This is a genomic window from Oscillatoria nigro-viridis PCC 7112 (assembly GCF_000317475.1).
GTDB lineage: Bacteria > Cyanobacteriota > Cyanobacteriia > Cyanobacteriales > Microcoleaceae > Microcoleus > Microcoleus nigroviridis.
Map to the genome: position 1 here is coordinate 6,245,761 of NC_019729.1, position 21,501 is coordinate 6,267,261.

Below are 21,501 nucleotides of genomic sequence, written 5' to 3' on the forward strand. Positions count from 1 at the left end.
CAGAGCTTAAGACTGCTAGGCATTTTTTGCGAGTTATTTATTTATGTATCGGGAGAGTTATAATATCACAAAAGTTGTATTTTAGCAACTATTTTTTTAACATTCGATCGAGCTTTTGCAAAATAACCACAGCCGCAATCACACTCAGAGCCAAACCCAACCAAAAATTATCCGCCGCCCATTTACCTCTATCCAAAGCCCAACCGCCTAGCGGCGGCCCGATTAAATAGCCGATCGCCCAACACTGAGAACTAACGGCCAAATACACGCCCCGCAAAGACTCCGGCGCTAAATCCACCACCAAAGCAGAAGCAAAAGGCGTATAAGCAACAGTCGCCACCGACAAAAAGCTCAAGCCTAAAACAGCTAAAAATAGATTGCCAGTGGCAGCCATTCCCGTCAAGCCGATCGCGATAAATCCCATTCCCCACAGCAGCGCCGAAATCATCAAAGCTTTCGAGTGGGAAAACGGCCTCAAAGCTTTAACCACCGGCAGTTGCAAAGCCACAGTTAAAAACGTGCTAAAAGCAAACAAAACCGTAATTGTACCTGTTGAAAAGCCTTTTCCCGCCCCCACCGCGACAAACTTGCTAAAGTACAGCGGCATTGTGGTTTGGATTTGGGAAATATATAATGTGAACAGGGTATTTACTAAAGCATAAACTAGAAGACTTCGATCGCTCAGCGCCACCATCCAACCATTTTCCCGATTTTTTTGACCTCTATCCGCTGAATTAACAGGTTTGTAGGTTTCGGCGATCGCGATCGCCACCACCGCAAACAGCACTAAAAACGAGATACCATCAATAATAAAGAGCGATCGATAATTCCCCGTTACAGCAATCAACAAACCGCCCAAAATAATCCCAACTTGCAAACCCAAATTATCAGCAAGCCGCGTCAAAGCAAAAGCCTCCTGTCGCTGTTCGCCCTCAGTTAAATCCGCCACCATCGTCTCGGTTGGAGGCCAATACAAACCCACACCCAAACCCATCAGTAAATTGCCCGCAATTAAGCCAGCGAAATCATTAGTCGCCGCCAGTACAAAAGAAGCCGCCGCCGCTATTATTGTCGCCAGCAGTAAAGTTCGGCGCCTGCCCCAAAATTTGGAATCGCAAAAAGAACCGCCCAAAATTCTGCCGAATATTCCCGAAACTGAACCGCTACCCAAACCAATCCCAACAGCAGTAGCAGATAAACCGACGCCATCGACAAAAAATATCGGCGCGTAAAATAAAGTAAAACCAGTGCCGCTTTGGGAGAGGAATCTGCCGGCGGCAAGAATCCAGACTTGAGGGGGGAGACGGGGCAACCAAGAGGATAATGAAAATTTAGGCATATATACAGCCTTTCTCAGAAAGATGATGTACTATCGGGCATAGGGCATAGGGCATAGGACACAGGACATAGGGCATAAGGCATACCTCGCTTTTTTGAGAACCGCTGTAGTTAAATTAAAAGTTATTTCTGGACGCAGAAACCTAGTTTTTTATAAAAAATACTTTACTGTGTTTAATCAGGCTCATTCGATTTTTGACTTTTGATTTTCGATTTTGGAGGCGACCCCACGGATAAATTCGGGGGATGCAAGGATTTTAGATTTGAGATGCTTTCGATTGATTCCACGGATCGATCGCGTGGCGGGTACCACCTTTGAAATTCTCGGTCAAAAACAGATATCTTTGGTAGCAGTGCATAAGTCCTGTGAGTAATTATTAATTTATTCCGTACTTTTTTCGGATTAGTATTTACTTAACCGAGGTGAGGAAAAACATCAGTGAGCTTAACAATTCTTCAGCGTCTGTTACACAAAAGTTACCATTAATTTAAAAATACTTAACAGAATTTTAGAAAAAAGTTAGTTAAACTCTAGAAAAGGCAGAAGAAAATTTTAGAGGGTCTAATTATATGACAGCTATTACAACATCAAGAGTGGAATCAATCAAACCGCGCTGGCAAGCAATTGTCATGGTGGCCCTAATTTTCTGGATCAGCGTTAGCCTGATATTGGATCTAGTCATTATGCCCAGTCTTTACGTATCTGGGATGACGACATCACCCGAGTTTGCAACGGCCGGAAATTTAATGTTCTGGGGATTCAACCGCGTTGAGTTAATCTGTTCGGGCGTGGTGGCAACGGGTTTGATGGTTTTGAGCAATTTAGTCGGCGACTTCGGCAAGCGCAGCCGCACAGCAATCTTATTATCATTGGTACTTCTGGCGATCGCCCTGATGGACACCTACGCCCTGACACCCCAAATGAGCGCCTTGGGAATGCAGCTAAATCTGTTCGATTCCGCAGCAGAAGTGCCCGCCGGCATGAATCTACTGCACCAAGGCTATTTTGGATTGGAAGCGCTGAAGTTGGCTGTCGCCGGTACGCTGCTGGGCTGGTGCTACCAAAACCAAGTTTAATCGACACAATGCTCAGATGTTGAGTGGAGAAAAACAACTCAACCAGCCGCGGGGGGCGTGAATTCACGCCCCCCGCTAATTTTTTTTAAAATTTTAAGGCGATCGTCAACTAGGCTGGAAATGCACCTGCGTTGCATCTGCGGTTTCCCTATCAATCAAACATTTATCCAATAAAATCAAATCAGTTATCATCGATCAAATTCATCTGCGTTAATCTGTGTTTATCTGCCCTCATCAGCGGTAAAAAAAAGAGAATGTACTAACCGCCCCGGACAATGGATTGACGCCCATTTACGCAGATAAAGAGCGGAGATATCTGAATAATTCCGATGCTAACAGATTTGATATAACTATACTGTCAAGTTTCCTGACCAGCCCAAAAACGGATACTTGCGAACGACTCCTGTTGCGGAGAGATCAAAATTTTAGACTCTTGTTCAAACTCCCAGATTCATCTGTGGAGTCAATCTAAAATCTAAAATCTAAAATCTAAAATCTAAAATCTAAACTCGACTGACGGCACGCCCTACTCGGATGCTTCCGGTAAATCTGCTTTTGGCCACAGCAAGCGCAAACCCATCACCGCAAATCCGATCGCCGCGAGTCCCTTTACCAGCCTCTCCGGCAACACCTCTGCCGTGCCCAAGCCGATCGCCACGCCGATTAAACTCGCCAGCAGCAGCGCCGACGCCGTACCGAAAAATACAGCCCGGGGCGAGTTACAACTACTGCCCAGGGCGATCGCAGCTAATTGACTTTTGTCTCCCAATTCTGACAAAAACACTGTAATAAAACTGATTCCCAAAAGTTGCCAGTCCATGTTTTTTTAGTTCTTAGTTAGCTATTGTAGAAATCTAGGACTCACCGACAAGGCAGACAATTAACCCAGCACTTCCCACAGCAGAACCGCCGAAATCGCCAGTAAAATCACTCCGGCTGCTCTCTCCAAAGTTCTCGGAGCAATCCGACTAGCCAGCCACCTTCCCAGCAACACCCCCAGCAAACTGGTGGCTATCAAAGCCGAACCCGCACCCGCAAAAACCATCCAAGGATTTCGAGATTCAGCCGTCATCAGCAAAATCGCGAGCTGAGTTTTGTCTCCAATTTCAGCTAAAAAAATAGTTGCAAAAGTCGAAGCAAAAATTGCCCAGTGCTTTGGCTTCAGTTTCTTTTGTTCCTGACAAATATCGGGATTTACAGTCACTGAGAGTTCAGCGGGCTCCGGGGTTGAATCAGCACAAATCTCAGTAACCTCTTTTATTTGTAGTGGTACCTCTTGTGGCAAATCATAATTGAGGTTTACTGAGTCAGAAGCAGACAAGCTTGGCGGAACAGAATCAAGTTTCACGGGCAATGAGTGCTAAACGCTATTTATTTTTGAATTGTACTTTTGATTCTAACTTTCTCTGTGCCTGCTTTTACCAAACCAGGGTCAATCGATTTTAGATTTTAGATTTTAGATTTTAGATTTTAGAATTGAAGCATTGAAGGATTGACCCCACGGATAAATTCGGGGGCTTGTATCCTGGATGCTTGATTGTCATCTTTTTCCCCCGATATTTCAGCAACTGGTTCCTGGAACCACTCACCGCCCCCAAAAAGGCCTACAAGCCCCCTGACTTATCTGTCGAGTCCATCTAAAATCTCAAATCTCAAATCTCAAATCTAAAATTGACTGACTGACTTGTTCATGTGCCGTAAGTTCGATCGCCCGCATCTCCCAAACCAGGTACAATAAAGCCCTGTTCGTTTACTATTTCGTCGATCGTTGCCGTGTAAATCATCAAACTCGGGTACTCTGCACTCAGCCTCTTCAAAGCCGGAGGAGCAGCCACCACAGAGATAATCCGAATCAAGCTCGGGTCAATTCCCCGTGCAGTCAATTCCTGCATAGTCGCTACAATCGTCCCGCCCGTCGCCAGCATCGGCTCGCTAATTATCACCCGCGTTTCCGGGTTAAACTGCGCCGGCAATTTGTTCAAATAACAAATCGGTTCCAGCGTCTCCTCATTTCTTGCCATGCCGAGGTGGTAAACCGAAGCCAGCGGTACAACCGTCTGAATTCCTTCCAGCAGTGCCAAACCCGCCCGCAAAATCGGTACCACAACTAACGGAGCTTCCGGGTTGATAAAAGTCGCCGGACATTCTGCTAAAGGCGTCTGCACCGTTGTTTCCACTGTCGGCAGCCATTCTCGAATCGCCTCGTAAGCCAGCCACCTTCCCAATTCTGTCATCGCAGAACGAAAAAGTACCGATGGGGTGGCAGCGTCGCGGGCAACAGCCAGCCAGTGTTTAATTAATGGATGTGGAGGAACGTAAACGCGCAGTTGCAGGGACATTAGGAAATTGGGGAGATTGCTAGGTTTGAGGATTTTATGCGGTGCGATCGATCTTCTTCGTTGGCGTAGCCCCCGTAGGGGCGGGCTTCCCCAACGGGCGATCGATCGCTCTGTGCAACTTATCACATCCTTGAGGGTGCATACAAGCCAGAGAGTGAGAATCGGCATCTTCAAGATTGCAGTCGCGGCTTCAAACCTCCGCCTCAGAGCTCGCCTTCATCTAAGGACGACTCAACAGCAACCAAATAAACCTCAACTTCAGTTTTCTCTTTAGTCCTTTTCAAAGGACTTCAGCTTTTAGGCAGGGGTTTAAACCACTGCCGGACTGCTGGAGTATTGCGACCACAAGCCTTCCCTTAGAACCCATTCGCCGATCGACCTCCATCAGCTTATTGAAATATTTTTCCAATAGTATTGACATTAATTAGCAACAAGGCTATAGTGATTTTTAGTGTTCTCCTCTCAAAGGATCGGCAGACGGGGGCAGTCGGCAATGGTAGACTGTTCCCGCATTTTTTTTGAAACAGGAGCATCGGCAAAATAGGGTATCGGGCATCGGCCCGCGCAGGGCATTGGATATTGGGCATTGCCGAACTTCGGTCTTCCTTCTATCCTTTACATCCGCTACATAATCCGTTGCCGAACTTCTTGCTTCCGGAGCGATCGACTGTAAAATCATAGAAATATTAAGATTTTTCACCCAATGTCAGCTCCTACCCAATCCCAGTTATTTTCTCCCAACTCCCGCCCAACAGAGCAAGAGTTTGATGTAATTGTCATCGGTTCCGGCATTGGCGGACTCGTGACAGCCACCCAGCTAGCCGCTAAGAAAGCCAAAGTTTTAGTGCTCGAAAGCTATACAATTCCGGGGGGTAGCGCTGGATATTTCGATCGAGAAGGCTACAGATTTGATGTTGGGGCCTCCATGATTTTTGGCTTCGGACAGCGGGGCACAACCAACCTCCTCACCCGCGCCCTGAAAGCAGTCAACGTCACCTTAGAAACCATTCCCGACCCCGTACAGCTTCACTATCACTTACCCAGCGGCTTGGAACTTGAAGTGCCCCAGGCTTATGATAAATACTTGCAAGAATTAACTGACAGGTTCCCTCACGAACGCGAAGGAATCCACAAATTTTACGGCGAATGCTGGAGCGTCTTCAACTGCCTCAACGGCATGGAATTGCTATCTCTAGAAGAACCCGGATATCTCGTCCGAGTCTTTTTTCAGAACCCTTTAGCCTGTTTGGGATTAGTAAAATATCTGCCTCAAAATACTGGCGACATTGCGCGGCGCTACATAAAAGACCCTACTTTGCTGCAATTTATCGACATGGAATGCTACTACTGGTCTGTAGTACCTGCAGACTTGACGCCGATGATTAATGCCGGAATGGTATTTTCCGACAGACATTACGGTGGCATCAATTATCCCAAAGGCGGAGTCGGTCAAATTGCCCAAAAATTAGTAGAAGGATTAGAAAAATGCGGCGGGAAAATTCAATACAAAGCTAAGGCTAAAAAAATTATTACAGAAAACGGCCGCGCTGTCGGAGTTGAGCTAGCAACCGGCGAAGTTTACCGGGCAAAGCGCATAGTTTCTAACGCCACGCGGTGGGATACTTTCGAGAAATTGCTGCCTGCAGAAGAGATGCCCGCGAGTGAAAAAAAATGGCAGCAGCGCTATCAAAAAGCCCCCAGTTTCTTGAGTTTGCATTTAGGAGTGGAAGCAAGCGCAATTCCTGCAGGTAGTGCCTGCCACCACATTTTGTTAGAAGATTGGGACAAAATGGAAGCGCCGGAGGGAACTGTTTTGGTGTCAGTTCCGACCGTGCTCGACCCGGATTTAGCTCCCGCAGGATATCACATCGTTCACGCTTTTACTTCGAGTTGGATGGAAGAGTGGGAAGGACTTTCACAGCCGGAATACGAGGAGAAAAAGGAAGAGGCCGCAGGGAGAATTATTGAAAGATTAGAAAAGATTTTTCCCGGTTTAGATGCCGGCTTGGATTATATGGAAGTTGGGACGGCGCGTTCTCACCGCCGCTTTTTGGGGCGCGAAGACGGAACTTACGGGCCGATTCCGCGACAGAAGCTAATGGGTTTGCTGGGAATGCCGTTTAACCGAACTTCTATGCCTGGTTTGTATTGTGTGGGTGACAGTACGTTTCCCGGACAGGGTTTAAATGCGGTGGCATTTTCTGGGTTTGCTTGCGCGCACCGAATTGCGGTTGATTTGGGTTTTTAGTGGTAATTGTAGGGTGCGTCAATCGATTGCGCGATTTTAGATTTTAGATTTTAGATTGACTTGCGCGAGATAAATGCGGGGGGCTTGAGGATTTTCGATTTTCGATTTTGGATTGATTCCACGGATAAATCGCGTGGCGGGTACCACCTTTGAAATTCGTGGTCAGATTGTTCGCTTGAAATACGAGAGAAAATGTGAGGTTCCGGGGCAGCCTACAAAAAGACTAAAAACCCGGTTTCAGGGTAGAAACCGGGTTTTTAACCTCAAAATTGGTGCTTTCCATTCTTTTAACGAGTTTACTGGTCGTAGCTGCCGCCGACGCCGATTTGGGTATTGTAGATTTTGGCATCAGTGATGGTCATATCTTGCATTGATGCACCGGATACGTCAGCGGTGTTAATGATAGCTGCGGTCAGATTTGCCCGATCGAGGTCTGCGTCATTTAAACTGGCATTAGTCAGGAAAACTTGGGTTAAGTTAGCACCCGTCAAGTTAGCACCCGTCAAGTCCGCGCCTTCGAGGTTGGCACTAGATAGGTTTGCGCCTTGTAAATTTGCTTCTCTCAAATCAGCACCAATTAAATGGGCTCCTATTAAATCTGCTCCTGACAAGTCGCACTGAAAACATTGCCCCGTTGACAATAACTGTTTGACGTGAGCGGGATTTTCAGCGCGAGCCGGCCCGGCCAACAGTAGGGGAGTAATTAAAAAGGTAGCGGCTAATAGATTGCGTTTCATAATCCCTTTTCCTCACCAGACTCTGTATTTAAGTTCTTGTCTTGATATCTACAATCTTACCACGCTTGTTTTCGCAAGTTGCGATCTAATTCACAGCTTTGCTGTGACATCGATTCCCCTCAAAAACACATACACGGTCTCGACCAGCTTGCAAAACTTAACACTGCCGAACTTAATACAGTCCCTTTTTGTAGTAACCTCTTCTAGGTTAGCTAGGATAGCCAACTGATGCGTCTTTCTGAAGAGGGAGATGATTCGCAATGCTACAGATGATTTTAGTAGGTAATTTTATCGCAAAAAGTTCACAACAAATACATTATTTTTAATAAATGTGTCACGGGATAGAAAATTTAACTTAAAATAAAGATAAGCTTATAACTTTATAGGTAGAGGAAAAGCAGTCACAGGCTCGATCCCCAGCCCAAGCTCGGCTGCATTTTTAACAATAAATTTTAATTAGGTCTTAGCAGCGCCGTAAAAATCTACCTAGTGCTTGGAAATCAGCACTTTTTTGGAATGTCGCAAAGTCCACGCGATCGCAAAACTCAATTAAATATGCTCAACAACGATTCTTCCAAGTATCTGCCAACCTTAGCTCAAGTAATAGACCGCTACCCCTTGACAGTTGCGCCCGATACCCCACTAGCAGAAGTAATTACCCTGATGGGCCAACGGCGCGGAATTTGCTCTCTAAACGCAGACATTCCACCAACCGATATCTATCAGCCACTAACAGAAATCGCAAATCCCCCCACCTCAAGCGCATATAGAGACGCGGCAGGTATCTGCGTCTTTGTCGTGGAAAAATCTCTAGAAAAATTATCCTCCCACTCGGCTCCACATTCTCAATTGCAAGGAATCTTCACCGAAAGGGATCTTGTCGATTTGATTGCCTCGGGCAAAAACTTAAAAGGTGTCACCATCGCAGAAGTGATGAGGCAGCCGGCAGCAACTCTGACAAAATCCGAGACTCAAGACATTTTCAGCGCCCTAATTCTGCTGGGACAACGAAGAATTAAGCACTTGCCAATATTGGACACTCAAGGTCAACTCTTAGGAGTAATTACCCCGGAAAGCATTCGCCAAGCCATGCTGAAACCGGCAAATCTCTTAAAAATGCGCCGCGTGAAAGAAGTAATGACCGCACAAGTCATTCAAGCACCTCGCTCCGCGTCAGTTAGGAGTTTAGCCGAGTTGATGGCGCAGCACCGCGTTAGCTGCGTAGTAATTACCGAATCAACAGAATTATCGATGGATTTACCGTTCCCCATTCCAGTAGGTATAGTCACAGAACGGGATATAGTCGAATTTCAAGCTTTAGATATAGATTTGTCCCAAACGATCGCCCAAACTGTGATGAGTACCCCCTTATTTAGCCTCAAGCAAGAAGACTCGCTGTGGGTAGCTCATCAGGAAATGCACCAGCGTTTAGTCCGCAGGTTGGTAGTAACGGGGGAACGCGGAGAACTCCTGGGAATAGTTACTCAAACCAACATACTGCGCGTACTTGACCCGATGGAAATGTCCGGGGCGATCGATGTTCTGCACGATTCAGTGGCAGAAAGGACTAGGGAATTGGAAAATGCGATCGCATCCCTCAGCTTGACTAACGCCAGACTAGAAAGCGAAATTGCTACCCGCCTTAGGGCCGAGGCCAGACTCCACCTTTTAGAATCTGCCGTAGTAAACGCTAACGACGCAATCGTGATTATGGATGCCGGAGACAGCGATATTTCCGACCCCACCATCATCTATGCCAACGAAGCTTTTACCCAAATGACGGGCTACCTACCCGAAGAAATCATCGGGCAAACCCCCAGTTGCTTGCGCGGCCCAGAAAGCGACCCAACCCAAGTCGCTAAAATTCGCTGTGCTTTCTCTCGCCGAGAACCCCTACGCCTAGAATTGATTAACTACCGCAAAGACGGTTCAACTTATTGGGTGGAACTCAACAGCGTACCCATTGCCGACACCTCCGGGAACGTTACCCACTGGGTGTCAGTGCAGCGAGATATTACCGAGCGCAAGCGCATGGAACAAGCCTTTTTTGAAGAAAAAGAACTCGCTCAGGTTACTCTACAATCGATCGGCGATGCCGTAATCACTACTGACGCCGACGGCTGCATTTCCACCCTGAATCCAGTTGCCGAAACACTTACGGGTTGGTCTGCATTGGAAGCTAAAGGTTTACCCCTCGCCAGCGTGCTGAGAATAGTTGACGAAACTACCAGGCGGCCGATCGAAAATATCGCCGAAATCGCTTTGTGCGAAGGTCGGATTGTTGACCAAGGACACAACAGCTTGCTGATTGCCCGCAACAACACCGAATTTGCGATCGACCACTGCCTCGCCCCCATCCACGCTAGCAGCGGCGAAATAGTCGGGGCCGTCGTTGTGTTCCGAGATGTCACGCAAGTGCGAACTCAAGCGCGGCAACTCACCTGGCAGGCAACTCATGACCCCCTGACGCAATTAGTCAACCGCCGGGAATTTGAGTACCAGCTAGAGCACGCCCTACACGGCGCTCAAGGTTACGGGCAAGAACACGTGATGCTTTACCTGGATCTCGATCGCTTCAAAATAGTTAACGACACCTGCGGTCATGCTGCAGGGGACGAACTGCTGCGCCAAGTCAGCCAGCTATTTAAAAGCCATATCCCCAAAAGCGATATTTTGGCGCGTCTCGGCGGCGATGAATTTGCCGTACTCCTGTATCACCGTCCCGTCGAACGAGGATTGAATGTTGCTGAAACGCTGCTGCGAAGCATTCAGGGATTCCGCTTTGCGTGGCAGGACAAAACTTTTTCGATCGGCGTCAGTATCGGTTTGGTAGCAATCAATCCCAAAACAGCATCGACATCTGCGATTTTGAGCGCGGCCGATATGGCATGCTACGCTGCTAAAAATAAAGGCCGCAACCGGGTACAGGTTTATCAAGCCGGCGATCGAGAATTAATCAAACAGCACGGCGAAACCGAGTGGGTGGTGCAAATTCATCAAGCTTTAGAAGAGAATCGCTTTTGCTTGTACTCTCAGCCGATCGTACCTTTGCTCAATTCTCCAACCACCGGAACCCACTGCGAAATCCTCCTGCGCCTCCAGTTGGAAACTGGTGAGTTGGTGTCGCCGATGGCGTTTATTCCGGCTGCAGAACGCTACAACTTGATGCACGCGATCGACCGCTGGGTAATTCGCACTTTATTTAGCAATTTATCTAATATTTTCACCGCCAATTTATTAGTCCAAAACCCCGATGTAGACAGCGATAAAATCGTTACCTTCCCGGCTGGCTCTGTTTTGTCGGATCTGCAATCGTCCTTTGGCAAATATCCCAACCTTTATTCAATCAACCTTTCTGGGGACAGCCTCAACGAAGAAAAGTTTATCGAGTTTATTCAGGAACAGTTTTCCATCCATCAAATACCGCCACAAATAATTTGTTTTGAAATTACCGAAACCGTGGCGATCGGTAATCTCAGCAAGGCAGCCAGCTTGATTTTGCAGCTCAAGGAACTAGGCTGCCAGTTTGCCTTGGACGACTTCGGCAGCGGGATGTCTTCCTTTGCTTACCTGAAAAGTTTGCCGGTTGATTATCTCAAAATAGACGGCAATTTTATTAAGCATATTGTCGATAATCCTATTGATATCGCCATGGTGGAAGCTATTACCAAAATCGCTCACGTCATGGGAATTAAAACTATTGCCGAGTATGTTGAGAATCAAACAATTATGGATAAACTCAATGAACTTGGGGTAGATTACGCTCAAGGTTATCATTTGGGCAAGCCTCAACCTTGTAACTTCACATCTCCTATTTTAGAGGAAGTTTTGGGGGAGTTTCCTGTTAATCCTTTGGCTTTTGAGGCTAAGCTGGCTTGTTGAAGAAGGATGTGGGGCAATCGATTGTCTAACGGATTTAACAGATGGATGTTGAGGGAAGAAGGAAAAGGGAAAAGGAAAAGGGAGATTTTAAGTTGTGATATCATAGCAAATCCGGGTATCGTACCCCTTGATGTTTACTAAAAGTAGGGTGCGTCGCCACGAACAATTCTTGCTGCCCAGAAAGCGATCGAGCGACGCACCCTACAATAGGATAAAGGGGATGAGTAACCCGGATTTGATATCACTTCCCCATTCCCCACTCCCCATTCTCCATTACCCATTACCTTCTAAAATTGTTTCCGCTGCTTCAATGTACTGACTGTCTAACAGAAAAGCACCTTTTTCAAAGCGAATTCCCCAATAATTGCCGGGACGCCGATCGATCACAACGCCTTCAGCGCCGATCGCAATTAAATTCGCGGGCCGCAGCATCGGCATCGGTTCGGCAGTTTTGACGTAAGGCGGCATCGCCACAACTCGGACTTTTTGACCGATTGTAAATTCTTTTTCCATAACTTTTATTCCTTTTGCCGATCGGCATAATCTAGTAAAACGTTCTTCTTTTAGAGCCCAGACTTCTTCAAAAAGTCGGGTATGTGGGTAGGTATTTTGTTGAGCCCTCTTCTGTCACTTTCGGTAGAGATTATTATCCTACTCCTATTCTAATTAAAGTAGGGTGCGTCGCCACCAGAATTCTGATTGTTGACGACTATCAATGAGCGACGCACCATACCGCTATACTCTCGCCCGAAGTGACAAAAGAGAGTTAGGCAGGCTGACTTCTCTTTCAAGTTTTGGATCGGCAGACAATCCTCAAAGCTCAAGGATTCTTCATGTAAAAACCTCGATATTGCCATTGCGCTCGCGTAAGAGAGAGAACATTCAAATTCATTGGACTTGGACAATAGGGCATCTTTTATCTAGTCGGATCAATAATCGACAAACTGATGAATAGCTTCTGGAGAAAGGTGTTGCGTGGCGATAGTTTGAGTCATGATTCTCTGATTTCAAGTTCAGAATCTTTAGTTACCTCGCCCCGGTTGGCAATCGGCAAAACCAAGTGCTTCGCTATCGAGGAAATTAGCAATAGCCATTTCCACAACAATTTCGATCGGATATTCAATTTCCGCAGCACGGGCGATGAGGGCGGCACGAATTCGTTCTGGAAGGTATGTTAGGATGGCTTCGGCATCGGCAGCAGATAGTTGTTCCAGAGTTGTCGATCGCATGAGTCTAGTTTTCCGGTGGGATTTGAACGTTGTAGGGCGGCTCAGTTGCCCTCAGAATAATGGCTTCTAGTTCTAATAATAACGCAGGGTTGCTCCACGCCGAGAGCGGGTGAATGGCGATGCGAACATCTTCCGAGTTGTATTTGTCGAGCCATGCCCAAAGAAATGCTTTGTGTCCGCCGCTAAATCTACCCCGCAAGCTTTTGGTTTTACCGATGTAAAGCAGGCCATCCACACGATGTCTGACAGCATAAAGTCCAGGGCGAGAGGGGATGGTATTAAAGTTGTGGCTGAGGGGTTGGCATTGCTCGAATGAGGTGAAGGCAAGGGTGTCAAGAATTTGGCGGGCTTCTTGTTGGATAGAATCGGGCATGATGATAGGAGATCGTATTTGTCGGATGATTTTATATTGAGCGATCGCAAAAGTAGCAAATTGGGCAAGTTTATGTCATTATTAGCTGCGCGCTGCAATCTCAAATCCTAATTTTATCCCCGATCGCCCGTAACACCCGATACCGATCGCGCTACAATTATGGATCGGGATAAAAACGGCTGATTAGGAAAGTAGAGGAGTAGGTGCTATGGCTACAAGTCGTCGCATTGAGCGTGTAGCTTCAATGGTTAAACGGGAAGTCAGCCTGATGTTGCTGAATGGAATCAAGGACGACCGGGTAGGTGCCGGTATGGTTAGCGTTACCGATGTAATTGTTTCGGGAGACCTTCAGCATACAAAAATTTTTGTCAGCATCTACGGTACTGATGAGGCGAAGGCCGAGACTATGGAGGGTTTGAAATCTGCAACTAGCTACGTCCGCAGTCAGTTGGGCCAACGATTGCAACTGCGCCGGACGCCGGAAGTGATTTTTCTCGAAGACCATTCTTTGGAACGGGGCGATAAAATGCTGATGCTGCTGAATCAGCTTTCTGCCGATCGCAAACCGGATATTTTAGATACCGAGGAAGAATTCGCTGACGATGAAAGTCCCGATTGAAGGAAGAGGGAAGAAGGAAGAGGGGAAGAGAAGGAGATAGGGAAAATTCCCAATTCCCTGTTTGGCCGATTCCCGATTCCCAATTCCCGATTCCCAAATCTAAAATCTAAAATCTAAAATCTAAAATCTAAAATCTAAAATCGAATGATTGACAATCTTTCCTTACCAGAACTGGTGGCCCAGATGTTCGTGGTGCGCGCTTCTGGCTGCTTGTTCGACCACCAAATTCGCTATCCCGAATGGGAACCAACTGCCAGCAAACTCCGCTATTATCTGGAAAATTTGGGCGTCGGTGGGGTGATTTTGGTGGGGGGAAGTGCTGCGGAGTTGGCGCTTCGATCGCACCAATTGCAGTCTTGGGCTAAGTTTCCCCTGCTGCTGGCGGCGGATATTGAGGAAGGTGTCGGCCAGCGGTTCGCGGGGGCGACTTGGTTCGGGCCGCCGATGGCAATTGCCGAAGTGGCGCGGCACGATGCAGGTAAGGCCGATCGATATGCTGAAGGAATGGGCGCTGTCACTGCGATCGAAGCTAGGGCGATCGGTCTAAATTGGATTCTCGCACCGGTGGTTGATGTTAACAACAATCCCGACAATCCTGTGATTAACGTCCGCGCTTTTGGCGAGACACCGGAAATTGTCGGGAAATTAGCCGCTGCTTTTATTCGGGGCGCAGGCCAACACCCGGTTTTGACTACAGCTAAGCATTTTCCCGGCCACGGCGACACGGCGGTTGATTCTCACTTGGAATTGCCGGTTTTGCCGCATTCGCCAGCGAGATTGGCAAGGGTTGAGTTGCCTCCTTTTGTCGAGGCGATGGCTGCTGGGGTCGATGCTGTGATGAGTGCTCACTTGCTGATTCCGGCTTGGGATGCCGAGTTTCCTGCTACTCTTTCTCGCAAAATTTTGATTGGGAAGCTGCGAGAAGAGTTGGGATTTGAAGGTTTGATCGTGACGGATGCTTTGGTGATGGGTGCGATCGCCAATAAGTACGGCGCTAATGAAGCTGCTGTTTTGGCTGCTGAGGCTGGTGCTGATGTTTTGCTGATGCCGCTTGACCCGGAAGGGGCGATTCTCGCTGTCTGCGAAGCTGTCACTCAAGGGCGGATTTCCTTATCACAAATCAAGGAATCTGTCAAGCGAATTTGGAAAGCGAAAATAAAGGTGGGTTTGCCGATTTCTGACCCCCCCCAACCAGGGCGGGCACAGGGGCACCGCCCCTACAAGGGGGGGAGCAAGCATCTAGAATCGATCGACTCGATCGACTTAAGTTTGCTGGCAACTCCCCAGGCGAGGGCAACTGCTGCCGATATTTTGCGAGATTCTTTGAAATTTGGCGGCAATCTACCTTTGCAGGTTCCAAAACCCGCAGAAAACCAGCTTTTGCGGAATTTGATTGTTGTAGATGATGTTTTGGGGTGCGAGTTTTTGGGCAACCACACTCCGGCGATCGCCCTTCCCGAACAGTTTGGTTACGAATTGCAACTGATTGACGATCGCACAGGGGCGATCGCTGAAAATACAGGTGCAGAGAATTTTTATCCGACACTGCTGCAAATATTCATTCGCGGCAATTGCTTCCGAGGCAGTGCTGGCTTGACCCAAGCAGCTCAAGATTGGTTTAAGAAATTATTAAAGACGGGAGAACTGCAAGCTGTGTTAATTTACGGAAGCCCCTACGTTTTAGAGCAATTTTTGCCACACTTGCCTCCGAGTATTCCTTATGTATTTTGTTATGGGCAGATGCCGGCAGCGCAATCTATCGCTCTAGAATTGCTATTCGGCATTGACGCAAAGGGCAATGCTTGAGCAGTCGAATTCCTAAATCTTTCCTTTGCTGCTTGCTGCGTTAGGAGTTAAATTCATCAACCCGGTTTCTGGCGATAAATTCTGCCTTTGGTGGCAAAGCATCGAGAAACCGGGAATTGGACGCGGGTTCCTAAGTTCTCAATAGAGCTTTCCAGCAGATGCGCTTGCTAGTCTGGAAAATGTGCTGCTTCTCCACATCCTCAGACAGATCTCATCACTTATTGATAATTCGTATAATTTATTTTTATTTACGGCAGTGAATTGTATACCTGTATACGGACAAAATTTAACTTCCATATTCGTAAGTTTGGACTATATTATTACCAGGGCCATAAAATTTTTTAGTAAAACATTGAGGGCGCATTATGATTCACTCCACTATTCCCCAAATCCAATACTCTTTAGATGTGATCCAAGATGAAGCGCGTCACCTCGTGCATGAGGGCGTACTCAGCCGCCAACAGCCCATCTATACCCTGTGCCAATTCATTCCGCCCCGGGAATGGGCCTGTGTAGAGTGCGAATTAGAAAAATGCGACTTCTTGCTGCGCGATCGGATTGCCGACCTGATCGGGTCTGAACAATGGGACAATGACTAAAGTTTTGTTCTCTTAAATCAGTCCGCAAGTAAACTCCGGCTGTGTTAAAGACTCTTGATTCTTTAATACTGGGAATTTTCGGCTCGCAAATTTTCCAACTCGGCCCTCAGCGCTGCCATGTGTGCAGTTAATTCTTGAATCTCTAGCTTTACGTTAGACTGTACAACCGACTCGGGAGGAGCATCAGTCGCTGCATCTGATGGCTTGGGCGAGACAGATTCGCTGTCTGCATTCTCCCGATCGCCCGGTTGAGAGAAAATAGTATCTACAAAATTCCGGGCTTCTCGCTCAGTCATTTCTCCTTTTTCCAGCAGCTCATCGGCTAGCTGGCCAAAATCTGACTTCAGTTTGTCAAGATTTTCTTCTCGCTTCAGGGGATCTTGCAATGTCTCAATCAAAAAGGAAGTTGCACCTAAAGTTAGGTGAAATCCTGTTTGCAGCATTTGAGGCAGGTTGTCGGGATTCATCTAAAAATGCCGCTAGAACGTTTTTCTGAGTTTTTGGTTCGCTAGTTGCTCCCAAGTCTGGGCGTAAAGCCGCGTCTTAGCGGGAAGATGCTGGCGTTGTGGGTCGCGATCGCCCTGAGTCAGGAAAGATCTGCTTTTGGGGGGAGGTTTTTCCGTTTTGCCAATACTCATCGTATCATTACTTGGTAAATTAATAAATGTCAAGTGTAAACTTTTGTAACTACGAATCGAGACTTTCCCACTGGAAGGATCGGTCTATTTTAGATTTTAGATTTTAGATTTTAGATTTTAGATTTTAGATTGAACAGGACTTAGGCACTGCGACTATAAAAACCTGGTTGCTGATTACCTGTGCGTAAGTCCTGTTAAATCCCGTTAAGGGTACAGCGCCTCGCCGGTGGAAGGGTCAAATATAAATAGTCGATCGAAGTCAAGCTGTACCGTCAGCCGATCGCCCGTTAGCGAAGCCCTCGAAGAGGATCGCAAGCGAACACTCGCAGGTATTTGTAACTGTAGAGTAGTTTCAGCACTCAACAACGGCAAACTCGCCCGAATTAAAGTTTCTCGCCCCAGAGGTTCCACTACTTTTACCTCTACATCGAGGGGGACTTTTTCTAATGCCCAAACATCGGTTTTCAAATCATCATCTTCTACTGTTTGTGGCGTAAAGATTTCTATATTTTCTGGACGGATGCCCAAATCAAATCCTTGTCCTTCTCTCGCCTGCAATTTTTTCTGAATCGAGGGCGGACAGGCTAAAGCTTGATTTCCTACTTGAAAGGATTCGTTAGTATAAATTGCAGGCAAAATGTTCATGGCGGGATTGCCTAAAAATGTGGCAACCATGCGGTTAGCTGGTTTGGCATAAATGCTTTGGGGGTCTCCAATTTGTTGAATTTTTCCCCCATTTAAAACTACAATTTTATCAGCTAAAGTCATCGCTTCCACTTGGTCGTGGGTGACGTAAATTGTGGTAATTCCCAGCCGTTGATGCAGTTGTTTGAGTTCGGCTCTAGTGTCATCTCGCAGTTGAGCGTCGAGGTTAGAAAGCGGTTCATCTAAAAGGAATACTTTCGGTTCGCGGGCGATCGCCCTTCCGAGTGCTACCCGCTGCTGCTGTCCGCCTGATAGCTGTTTGGGCTTACGCTTGAGGAGGTGGTCGATCGAGAGCGATCGGGCGACTGTTTCGACTCGTTCTTGAATTTTAGTCGGGTCAACATTCCGCATCCGCAATCCAAAAGCCAGGTTTTCTGCGACAGTCATGTGCGGGTAAAGCGCGTAATTTTGAAACACCATTGCTACATCCCGCTGTCTCGCCGGAATGTTGTTAACTAAATTATCTCCGATGTAAAGATTGCCGGAAGTTGCGGTTTCTAAGCCAGCAATTGTCCGCATAATTGTGGATTTACCGCAGCCGGATGGCCCGACTAATACCCAAAATTCCCCGTCCGGGATTTTGAAGCTGATGTTTTCGATCGCGGTGACGTTTTGGTAGCGTCGGGTAATATTTTCTAAGCGAACATTTGCCATTTTGTAACTGTAATTGGTAATTGATAATTAGTGATTTTTACCTTCAGCCTTCAGCCTTCAGAAAACTGTTCCAATTCTAAAACTGTGCGGTCTAATTCTTCCACTATAGGCGTTAACTCAGCTTGGCGGAATGCTTCTACTAAAGAACGATAATACCAGAGAGAACCCAATGCGCCACCTTTGAAGCGTTCCCAAACAACGTCACCCAATTGACGGGAATCTTTCAGGATCGATCGAACATTTTGACACTCTCCTGGCTAAAGCCGAGGAGATTCTTGATTCGCAGAATCAACTTGCCGGTGCAGAATTACTTCAACATCGGTAGCGGTCAATTCTCCACAAGCGTTCGGATCTAAGATCCAAGTTCCGACGTGCCCCGCCGTACTCAATCCCCGACTCAGGATATTTTTAGCTGCGTTCCAGTCACGATCTAATACGCATCCACACCGACAAGCGTGGGTTCGCGTTGAGAGACTTTTCTTAACAATTGTTCCGCAACTAGAGCATTCTTGACTTGTTCCGTTAGCTGGCACAGCAATCGTAATTCTTCCGAATACTTTGCCAAAATATTCCAGCCAAATTCGGAACATATACCAAGAAGCGTCGTTAATCGATTTTGCCAGACAGTGATTCTTCACCATATTTTTAATCCTCAAATCTTCGTAGACTACGCAGTCGTTAGACTGGATGACGCATCTTGCCAACTTCACGGCAAAATCTTTACGCTGTCTGCTTATTTTGAGGTGGCGCTTTCCTAGAATCGCTCTAGCTTTTTTTCTGTTTTGCGAACCCTTGACTCGTTTTGAAACTCGTTTTTGGGATTTCTTCAACCTGCGTTCTCCCTTGCGGAGGAAACGCGGGTTATCAACTGCAATGCCATTTGAGTCAGTGTAAAACTCTTTAAGTCCTACATCTAACCCGATGGCGTTACCCGTGATTTCAATCTTTTCAGAACGGTCAACTTGAATGCAAAACTGGACATAATATCCGTCTGCTCGCCTTACCAAGCGTACTCGTTTGATTTGACTGCGCTGGTAGAAATGCAAGTCGCGGGTTCCTTTTAATTTAAGTTTGCCGATTCCTTTTTTATCGGTAAAAGTGATTGATTTCCGGTCGTCTGCCAGACGCCAGCCTGTAGTCTTGTATTCGACGGAGCGGTTGTGTTTCTGGAATTGCGGGAATCCTTTTTTTCCTGGGACTTTCTTTTTACAGTTGTCGTAAAATCGTGAAATCGCCGACCACGCTCTTTCTGAACTCGATTGTCTGGCCATGCTGTTTAAGTCGTCGCCAAACGGGAATTCCTTCGCTAGAATGGCGCTGTATTTATTCAAGTCGTATTTATCAACTTTTTCGTTTTCCATCCAAAAGCGCAATGCTTTGTTGCGGATGAACTGCACCGTTCTAATTGCTTCGTCTACAGCGTCAAATTGCTGCTTTTTACCCGATGCTTTGAACTCAAAAACTAACATGACTTCGACCTCATCACGATAGTCTTATGCTACCAGAGTCGGCTTAACATACCTCGATTTGTTCACAAAGATTTACATGGTTTTACTTGACAGCGCCATCCTGAGAGCTCAGAAAATAGACTGGGAGGCTAAAGCCTCCTTGTCCCTTTCATCCCCGGACTAAAGTCGCGGGGTTTTCAGGGTTTTATTTATAAAGTTTATCAGCAGCCGAGACTAATCTGACTGAGGCAGAAGCTGTAGAAATGCGATCGATATAAGCTTGTTTTCGCTGACGCCAAGGGGGTTTCGGCGTCGCGTCACTGTCGGTACAGCCGTCTACAATCGCTGTGACGGTATCGCCTGCATCGGCGGCGGATGGCTTCGCGGGTGGTGGGGCCGCCTCGATCTTCGATCGCCAGAGTGAAGCAAAGCTGCGATCGCCTCATCTTCCGAAGCCCCATATTCTAAAGCTATACTAGCAGTCCCCAACAAATGGGCAATGTAGGGAACGCCGGAACCTTTGCGGACTTGGGTAGCGTGCAATTCGGCGGCATAGGTGAGGGCTTCTGAAAAACGGTTTGAGAGAATCATGAAAGTCACCTTTCTGAATTGCTATGATATATAAATTGTCGGGCTAAGTTGAAAAGACAAAATCTACCAAGTTCCCTAAAATCGTCAAGATGCGATCGAGAGCGATCGCTTGTACAATTATAATCGTTAAAGAGAGGTTGCTAGCATGACAGCTACTATAATTATACCCAAAAATTCCGATCGCAACTCAGAGCCAGAATCACATCCCAAATTAGAAAATACACCCGAAATTTACCCAGAATCTCAGCCAGAAAAAGTCATATCTCTAGAAGAGTTTTTAGTCAATCCTCCTGATAGAATGGAATGGGTTGACGGCAACTTAGTGGAGAAAACAGGAATGACATTCAAGCACGGTCTCGCTCAAGTTAATCTAGCTACTTCCTGGAAAACTTACAAAAATTCCAGCGGACAGGGAGGAGAAGTTGTTACAGAAGTCCTTTGCCGCACTAGCAAGCAGGGTCGCCGTCCCGATGTTGCTTACATCACTCCTGAATTGTTGCCACAATCAGGCAATTTTACAGCATTTTCCCAAAGTTTTCCTTTGATAGCGGAAGTTGCTTCCCCGGAAGATAGCGGCGAAGAGTTATTTGCAAAAGCTCAAGAATATTTGGAATCGGGATGTTTAGAAGTTTGGTTGTTGTTTCCTGAAGCTAGATTAATATTTGTCAATGCAGGGCAACGCTGGCGGTTGTTTAATAACGATGAAGTTGTTAACACTCAAAGGGTACTTACAGGTTTTAGCGTAGCTGTGAGTGAATTGTTGGCTTGAGGAATGTGTCAAAGTAATTTATTAAAAGCCTAAAAATAGCAATTAAAAAATTGAAAATTAAGGCTATAAACTTGATATCGATACGAGGCTTAATGATAAGATAGGAGCCAGCAAACATAGTTCAGTATCGCTTTATATGCAAGTTTTAACTATTGATAAATTCGCTGGAAGCAAACTATAACGTTCCGCTTTTTCAAATCAACTTAAAGGCGTTTTTCAGGATGTTTAAAGAGGGTGCAACTCAGCTTCATCCTAATGGACGGGCAATCAATTTTTATTAGTCTGTTACTGGTTTGATTTTGCCGACTGATGGCGTTTACTCAGCACCTAAAGCAGCGGCATAGTTGTTAACAGGGGTGTTGGCAAAAGAGGTCGGAGCGGGGGCATCATAAATAATTATTTTTTCAAAATAACAAATACAAACTTGTTTCTAGATTGTAAAGTGGTTT

Annotated in this window: 20 protein-coding genes and 1 pseudogene; 7 read left to right on the forward strand and 14 right to left on the reverse strand. The window is 46.6% G+C overall.

Going from position 1 to position 21,501, the window contains the following annotated elements; translation table 11 throughout:
- Nucleotides 1-88 precede the first annotated feature (88 nt).
- On the reverse strand, nt 89-1,339 hold the full coding sequence (locus OSC7112_RS25925; protein WP_015178675.1) for an MFS transporter: 1,251 nt from the start codon (nt 1,337-1,339) through the stop codon (nt 89-91).
- A 569-nt stretch (nt 1,340-1,908) separates the two neighbouring features.
- Here OSC7112_RS25925 and OSC7112_RS25930 point away from each other — a divergent pair.
- Nucleotides 1,909-2,415, forward strand: coding sequence for a DUF4149 domain-containing protein (locus OSC7112_RS25930; protein WP_015178676.1), 507 nt, complete (start codon nt 1,909-1,911; stop codon nt 2,413-2,415).
- Nucleotides 2,416-2,941: 526 nt separating this feature from the next.
- On the opposite strand, the gene OSC7112_RS25935 is transcribed toward OSC7112_RS25930, so the two are convergent.
- The 3 genes from OSC7112_RS25935 to upp all read right to left on the reverse strand — a co-directional run bounded on the left by OSC7112_RS25935 (nt 2,942) and on the right by upp (nt 4,754).
- Nucleotides 2,942-3,235, reverse strand: coding sequence for a TMEM165/GDT1 family protein (locus OSC7112_RS25935; RefSeq protein ID WP_015178677.1), 294 nt, complete (start codon nt 3,233-3,235; stop codon nt 2,942-2,944).
- A 60-nt stretch (nt 3,236-3,295) separates the two neighbouring features.
- Nucleotides 3,296-3,763 carry a TMEM165/GDT1 family protein gene (locus OSC7112_RS25940; protein ID WP_015178678.1) on the reverse strand — a complete coding sequence of 156 codons (468 nt, stop codon included), beginning with the start codon at nt 3,761-3,763 and terminating at the stop codon, nt 3,296-3,298.
- A 340-nt stretch (nt 3,764-4,103) separates the two neighbouring features.
- Entirely contained in the window at nt 4,104-4,754 is a 651-nt protein-coding gene (gene upp / locus OSC7112_RS25945) for a uracil phosphoribosyltransferase (protein WP_015178679.1), read from the reverse strand.
- Nucleotides 4,755-5,457: 703 nt separating this feature from the next.
- On the opposite strand from upp, the gene crtH reads away from it, so the two are divergent.
- Nucleotides 5,458-7,002: a carotenoid isomerase gene (gene crtH / locus OSC7112_RS25950; RefSeq protein ID WP_015178680.1), complete on the forward strand. Its 1,545-nt coding sequence runs from the start codon at nt 5,458-5,460 to the stop codon at nt 7,000-7,002.
- 296 nt (nt 7,003-7,298) lie between these two features.
- Here the strand turns inward: crtH and OSC7112_RS25955 are convergent, their stop codons facing one another.
- A complete protein-coding gene (locus OSC7112_RS25955) occupies nt 7,299-7,739 on the reverse strand; it encodes a pentapeptide repeat-containing protein (protein WP_015178681.1) in 441 nt (146 codons plus the stop codon).
- 516 nt (nt 7,740-8,255) lie between these two features.
- Here OSC7112_RS25955 and OSC7112_RS25960 point away from each other — a divergent pair.
- Nucleotides 8,256-11,621 carry an EAL domain-containing protein gene (locus OSC7112_RS25960; protein ID WP_015178682.1) on the forward strand — a complete coding sequence of 1,122 codons (3,366 nt, stop codon included), beginning with the start codon at nt 8,256-8,258 and terminating at the stop codon, nt 11,619-11,621.
- 273 nt (nt 11,622-11,894) lie between these two features.
- Here OSC7112_RS25960 and sipA read toward each other — a convergent pair whose 3' ends face one another.
- The 3 genes from sipA to OSC7112_RS25975 all read right to left on the reverse strand — a co-directional run bounded on the left by sipA (nt 11,895) and on the right by OSC7112_RS25975 (nt 13,223).
- Entirely contained in the window at nt 11,895-12,134 is a 240-nt protein-coding gene (gene sipA / locus OSC7112_RS25965) for a regulatory protein SipA (protein ID WP_015178683.1), read from the reverse strand.
- Nucleotides 12,135-12,643: 509 nt separating this feature from the next.
- A complete protein-coding gene (locus OSC7112_RS25970; RefSeq protein WP_015178684.1) occupies nt 12,644-12,850 on the reverse strand; it encodes a hypothetical protein in 207 nt (68 codons plus the stop codon).
- Nucleotides 12,851-12,854: 4 nt separating this feature from the next.
- On the reverse strand, nt 12,855-13,223 hold the full coding sequence (locus OSC7112_RS25975; RefSeq protein WP_015178685.1) for a GIY-YIG nuclease family protein: 369 nt from the start codon (nt 13,221-13,223) through the stop codon (nt 12,855-12,857).
- Nucleotides 13,224-13,431: 208 nt separating this feature from the next.
- On the opposite strand from OSC7112_RS25975, the gene rbfA reads away from it, so the two are divergent.
- The 3 genes from rbfA to OSC7112_RS25990 all read left to right on the forward strand — a co-directional run bounded on the left by rbfA (nt 13,432) and on the right by OSC7112_RS25990 (nt 16,247).
- Nucleotides 13,432-13,842, forward strand: coding sequence for a 30S ribosome-binding factor RbfA (gene rbfA / locus OSC7112_RS25980; protein WP_015178686.1), 411 nt, complete (start codon nt 13,432-13,434; stop codon nt 13,840-13,842).
- A gap of 144 nt (nt 13,843-13,986) precedes the next feature.
- Nucleotides 13,987-15,648, forward strand: coding sequence for a glycoside hydrolase family 3 protein (locus OSC7112_RS25985; RefSeq protein ID WP_015178687.1), 1,662 nt, complete (start codon nt 13,987-13,989; stop codon nt 15,646-15,648).
- A gap of 365 nt (nt 15,649-16,013) precedes the next feature.
- Nucleotides 16,014-16,247, forward strand: coding sequence for a DUF4327 family protein (locus OSC7112_RS25990; protein WP_015178688.1), 234 nt, complete (start codon nt 16,014-16,016; stop codon nt 16,245-16,247).
- A 62-nt stretch (nt 16,248-16,309) separates the two neighbouring features.
- Here OSC7112_RS25990 and OSC7112_RS25995 read toward each other — a convergent pair whose 3' ends face one another.
- The 6 genes and pseudogenes from OSC7112_RS25995 to OSC7112_RS26010 form a co-directional block, all read right to left on the reverse strand.
- Entirely contained in the window at nt 16,310-16,714 is a 405-nt protein-coding gene (locus OSC7112_RS25995) for a hypothetical protein (RefSeq protein WP_015178689.1), read from the reverse strand.
- Nucleotides 16,715-16,726: 12 nt separating this feature from the next.
- A complete protein-coding gene (locus OSC7112_RS40190; protein ID WP_190274270.1) occupies nt 16,727-16,885 on the reverse strand; it encodes a hypothetical protein in 159 nt (52 codons plus the stop codon).
- A gap of 204 nt (nt 16,886-17,089) precedes the next feature.
- Nucleotides 17,090-18,244, reverse strand: a complete 1,155-nt coding sequence (locus tag OSC7112_RS26000; RefSeq protein ID WP_015178690.1) for an ABC transporter ATP-binding protein — start codon at nt 18,242-18,244, stop codon at nt 17,090-17,092.
- A 50-nt stretch (nt 18,245-18,294) separates the two neighbouring features.
- Complete coding sequence (locus OSC7112_RS36200) at nt 18,295-18,453, reverse strand: hypothetical protein (protein ID WP_397318259.1); 159 nt, start codon at nt 18,451-18,453, stop codon at nt 18,295-18,297.
- 48 nt (nt 18,454-18,501) lie between these two features.
- Nucleotides 18,502-19,713, reverse strand: a complete 1,212-nt coding sequence (locus OSC7112_RS26005; protein WP_015178691.1) for an RNA-guided endonuclease InsQ/TnpB family protein — start codon at nt 19,711-19,713, stop codon at nt 18,502-18,504.
- A gap of 190 nt (nt 19,714-19,903) precedes the next feature.
- Nucleotides 19,904-20,283, reverse strand: a pseudogene (locus OSC7112_RS26010) (HD domain-containing protein); the annotation flags it as partial.
- 145 nt (nt 20,284-20,428) lie between these two features.
- Here OSC7112_RS26010 and OSC7112_RS26015 point away from each other — a divergent pair.
- The gene (locus OSC7112_RS26015) at nt 20,429-21,052 is read left to right on the forward strand and encodes a Uma2 family endonuclease (protein ID WP_015178692.1); all 624 of its coding nucleotides are present in this window, start codon (nt 20,429-20,431) and stop codon (nt 21,050-21,052) included.
- Nucleotides 21,053-21,501 lie beyond the last annotated feature (449 nt).

Excerpts from the sequence above, each read along its gene's own strand:
- OSC7112_RS25925 (WP_015178675.1), bottom strand. The coding sequence starts at position 1,339 with ATGCCTAAATTTTCATTATCCTCTTGGTTGCCCCGTCTCCCCCCTCAA.
- OSC7112_RS25930 (WP_015178676.1), top strand. The coding sequence starts at position 1,909 with ATGACAGCTATTACAACATCAAGAGTGGAATCAATCAAACCGCGCTGG.
- OSC7112_RS25935 (WP_015178677.1), bottom strand. The coding sequence starts at position 3,235 with ATGGACTGGCAACTTTTGGGAATCAGTTTTATTACAGTGTTTTTGTCA.
- upp (WP_015178679.1), bottom strand. The coding sequence starts at position 4,754 with ATGTCCCTGCAACTGCGCGTTTACGTTCCTCCACATCCATTAATTAAA.
- crtH (WP_015178680.1), top strand. The coding sequence starts at position 5,458 with ATGTCAGCTCCTACCCAATCCCAGTTATTTTCTCCCAACTCCCGCCCA.
- OSC7112_RS25955 (WP_015178681.1), bottom strand. The coding sequence starts at position 7,739 with ATGAAACGCAATCTATTAGCCGCTACCTTTTTAATTACTCCCCTACTG.
- OSC7112_RS25960 (WP_015178682.1), top strand. The coding sequence starts at position 8,256 with ATGTCGCAAAGTCCACGCGATCGCAAAACTCAATTAAATATGCTCAAC.
- sipA (WP_015178683.1), bottom strand. The coding sequence starts at position 12,134 with ATGGAAAAAGAATTTACAATCGGTCAAAAAGTCCGAGTTGTGGCGATG.
- OSC7112_RS25970 (WP_015178684.1), bottom strand. The coding sequence starts at position 12,850 with ATGCGATCGACAACTCTGGAACAACTATCTGCTGCCGATGCCGAAGCC.
- OSC7112_RS25975 (WP_015178685.1), bottom strand. The coding sequence starts at position 13,223 with ATGCCCGATTCTATCCAACAAGAAGCCCGCCAAATTCTTGACACCCTT.
- rbfA (WP_015178686.1), top strand. The coding sequence starts at position 13,432 with ATGGCTACAAGTCGTCGCATTGAGCGTGTAGCTTCAATGGTTAAACGG.
- OSC7112_RS25985 (WP_015178687.1), top strand. The coding sequence starts at position 13,987 with ATGATTGACAATCTTTCCTTACCAGAACTGGTGGCCCAGATGTTCGTG.
- OSC7112_RS25990 (WP_015178688.1), top strand. The coding sequence starts at position 16,014 with ATGATTCACTCCACTATTCCCCAAATCCAATACTCTTTAGATGTGATC.
- OSC7112_RS25995 (WP_015178689.1), bottom strand. The coding sequence starts at position 16,714 with ATGAATCCCGACAACCTGCCTCAAATGCTGCAAACAGGATTTCACCTA.
- OSC7112_RS40190 (WP_190274270.1), bottom strand. The coding sequence starts at position 16,885 with ATGAGTATTGGCAAAACGGAAAAACCTCCCCCCAAAAGCAGATCTTTC.
- OSC7112_RS26000 (WP_015178690.1), bottom strand. The coding sequence starts at position 18,244 with ATGGCAAATGTTCGCTTAGAAAATATTACCCGACGCTACCAAAACGTC.
- OSC7112_RS26005 (WP_015178691.1), bottom strand. The coding sequence starts at position 19,713 with ATGTTAGTTTTTGAGTTCAAAGCATCGGGTAAAAAGCAGCAATTTGAC.
- OSC7112_RS26015 (WP_015178692.1), top strand. The coding sequence starts at position 20,429 with ATGACAGCTACTATAATTATACCCAAAAATTCCGATCGCAACTCAGAG.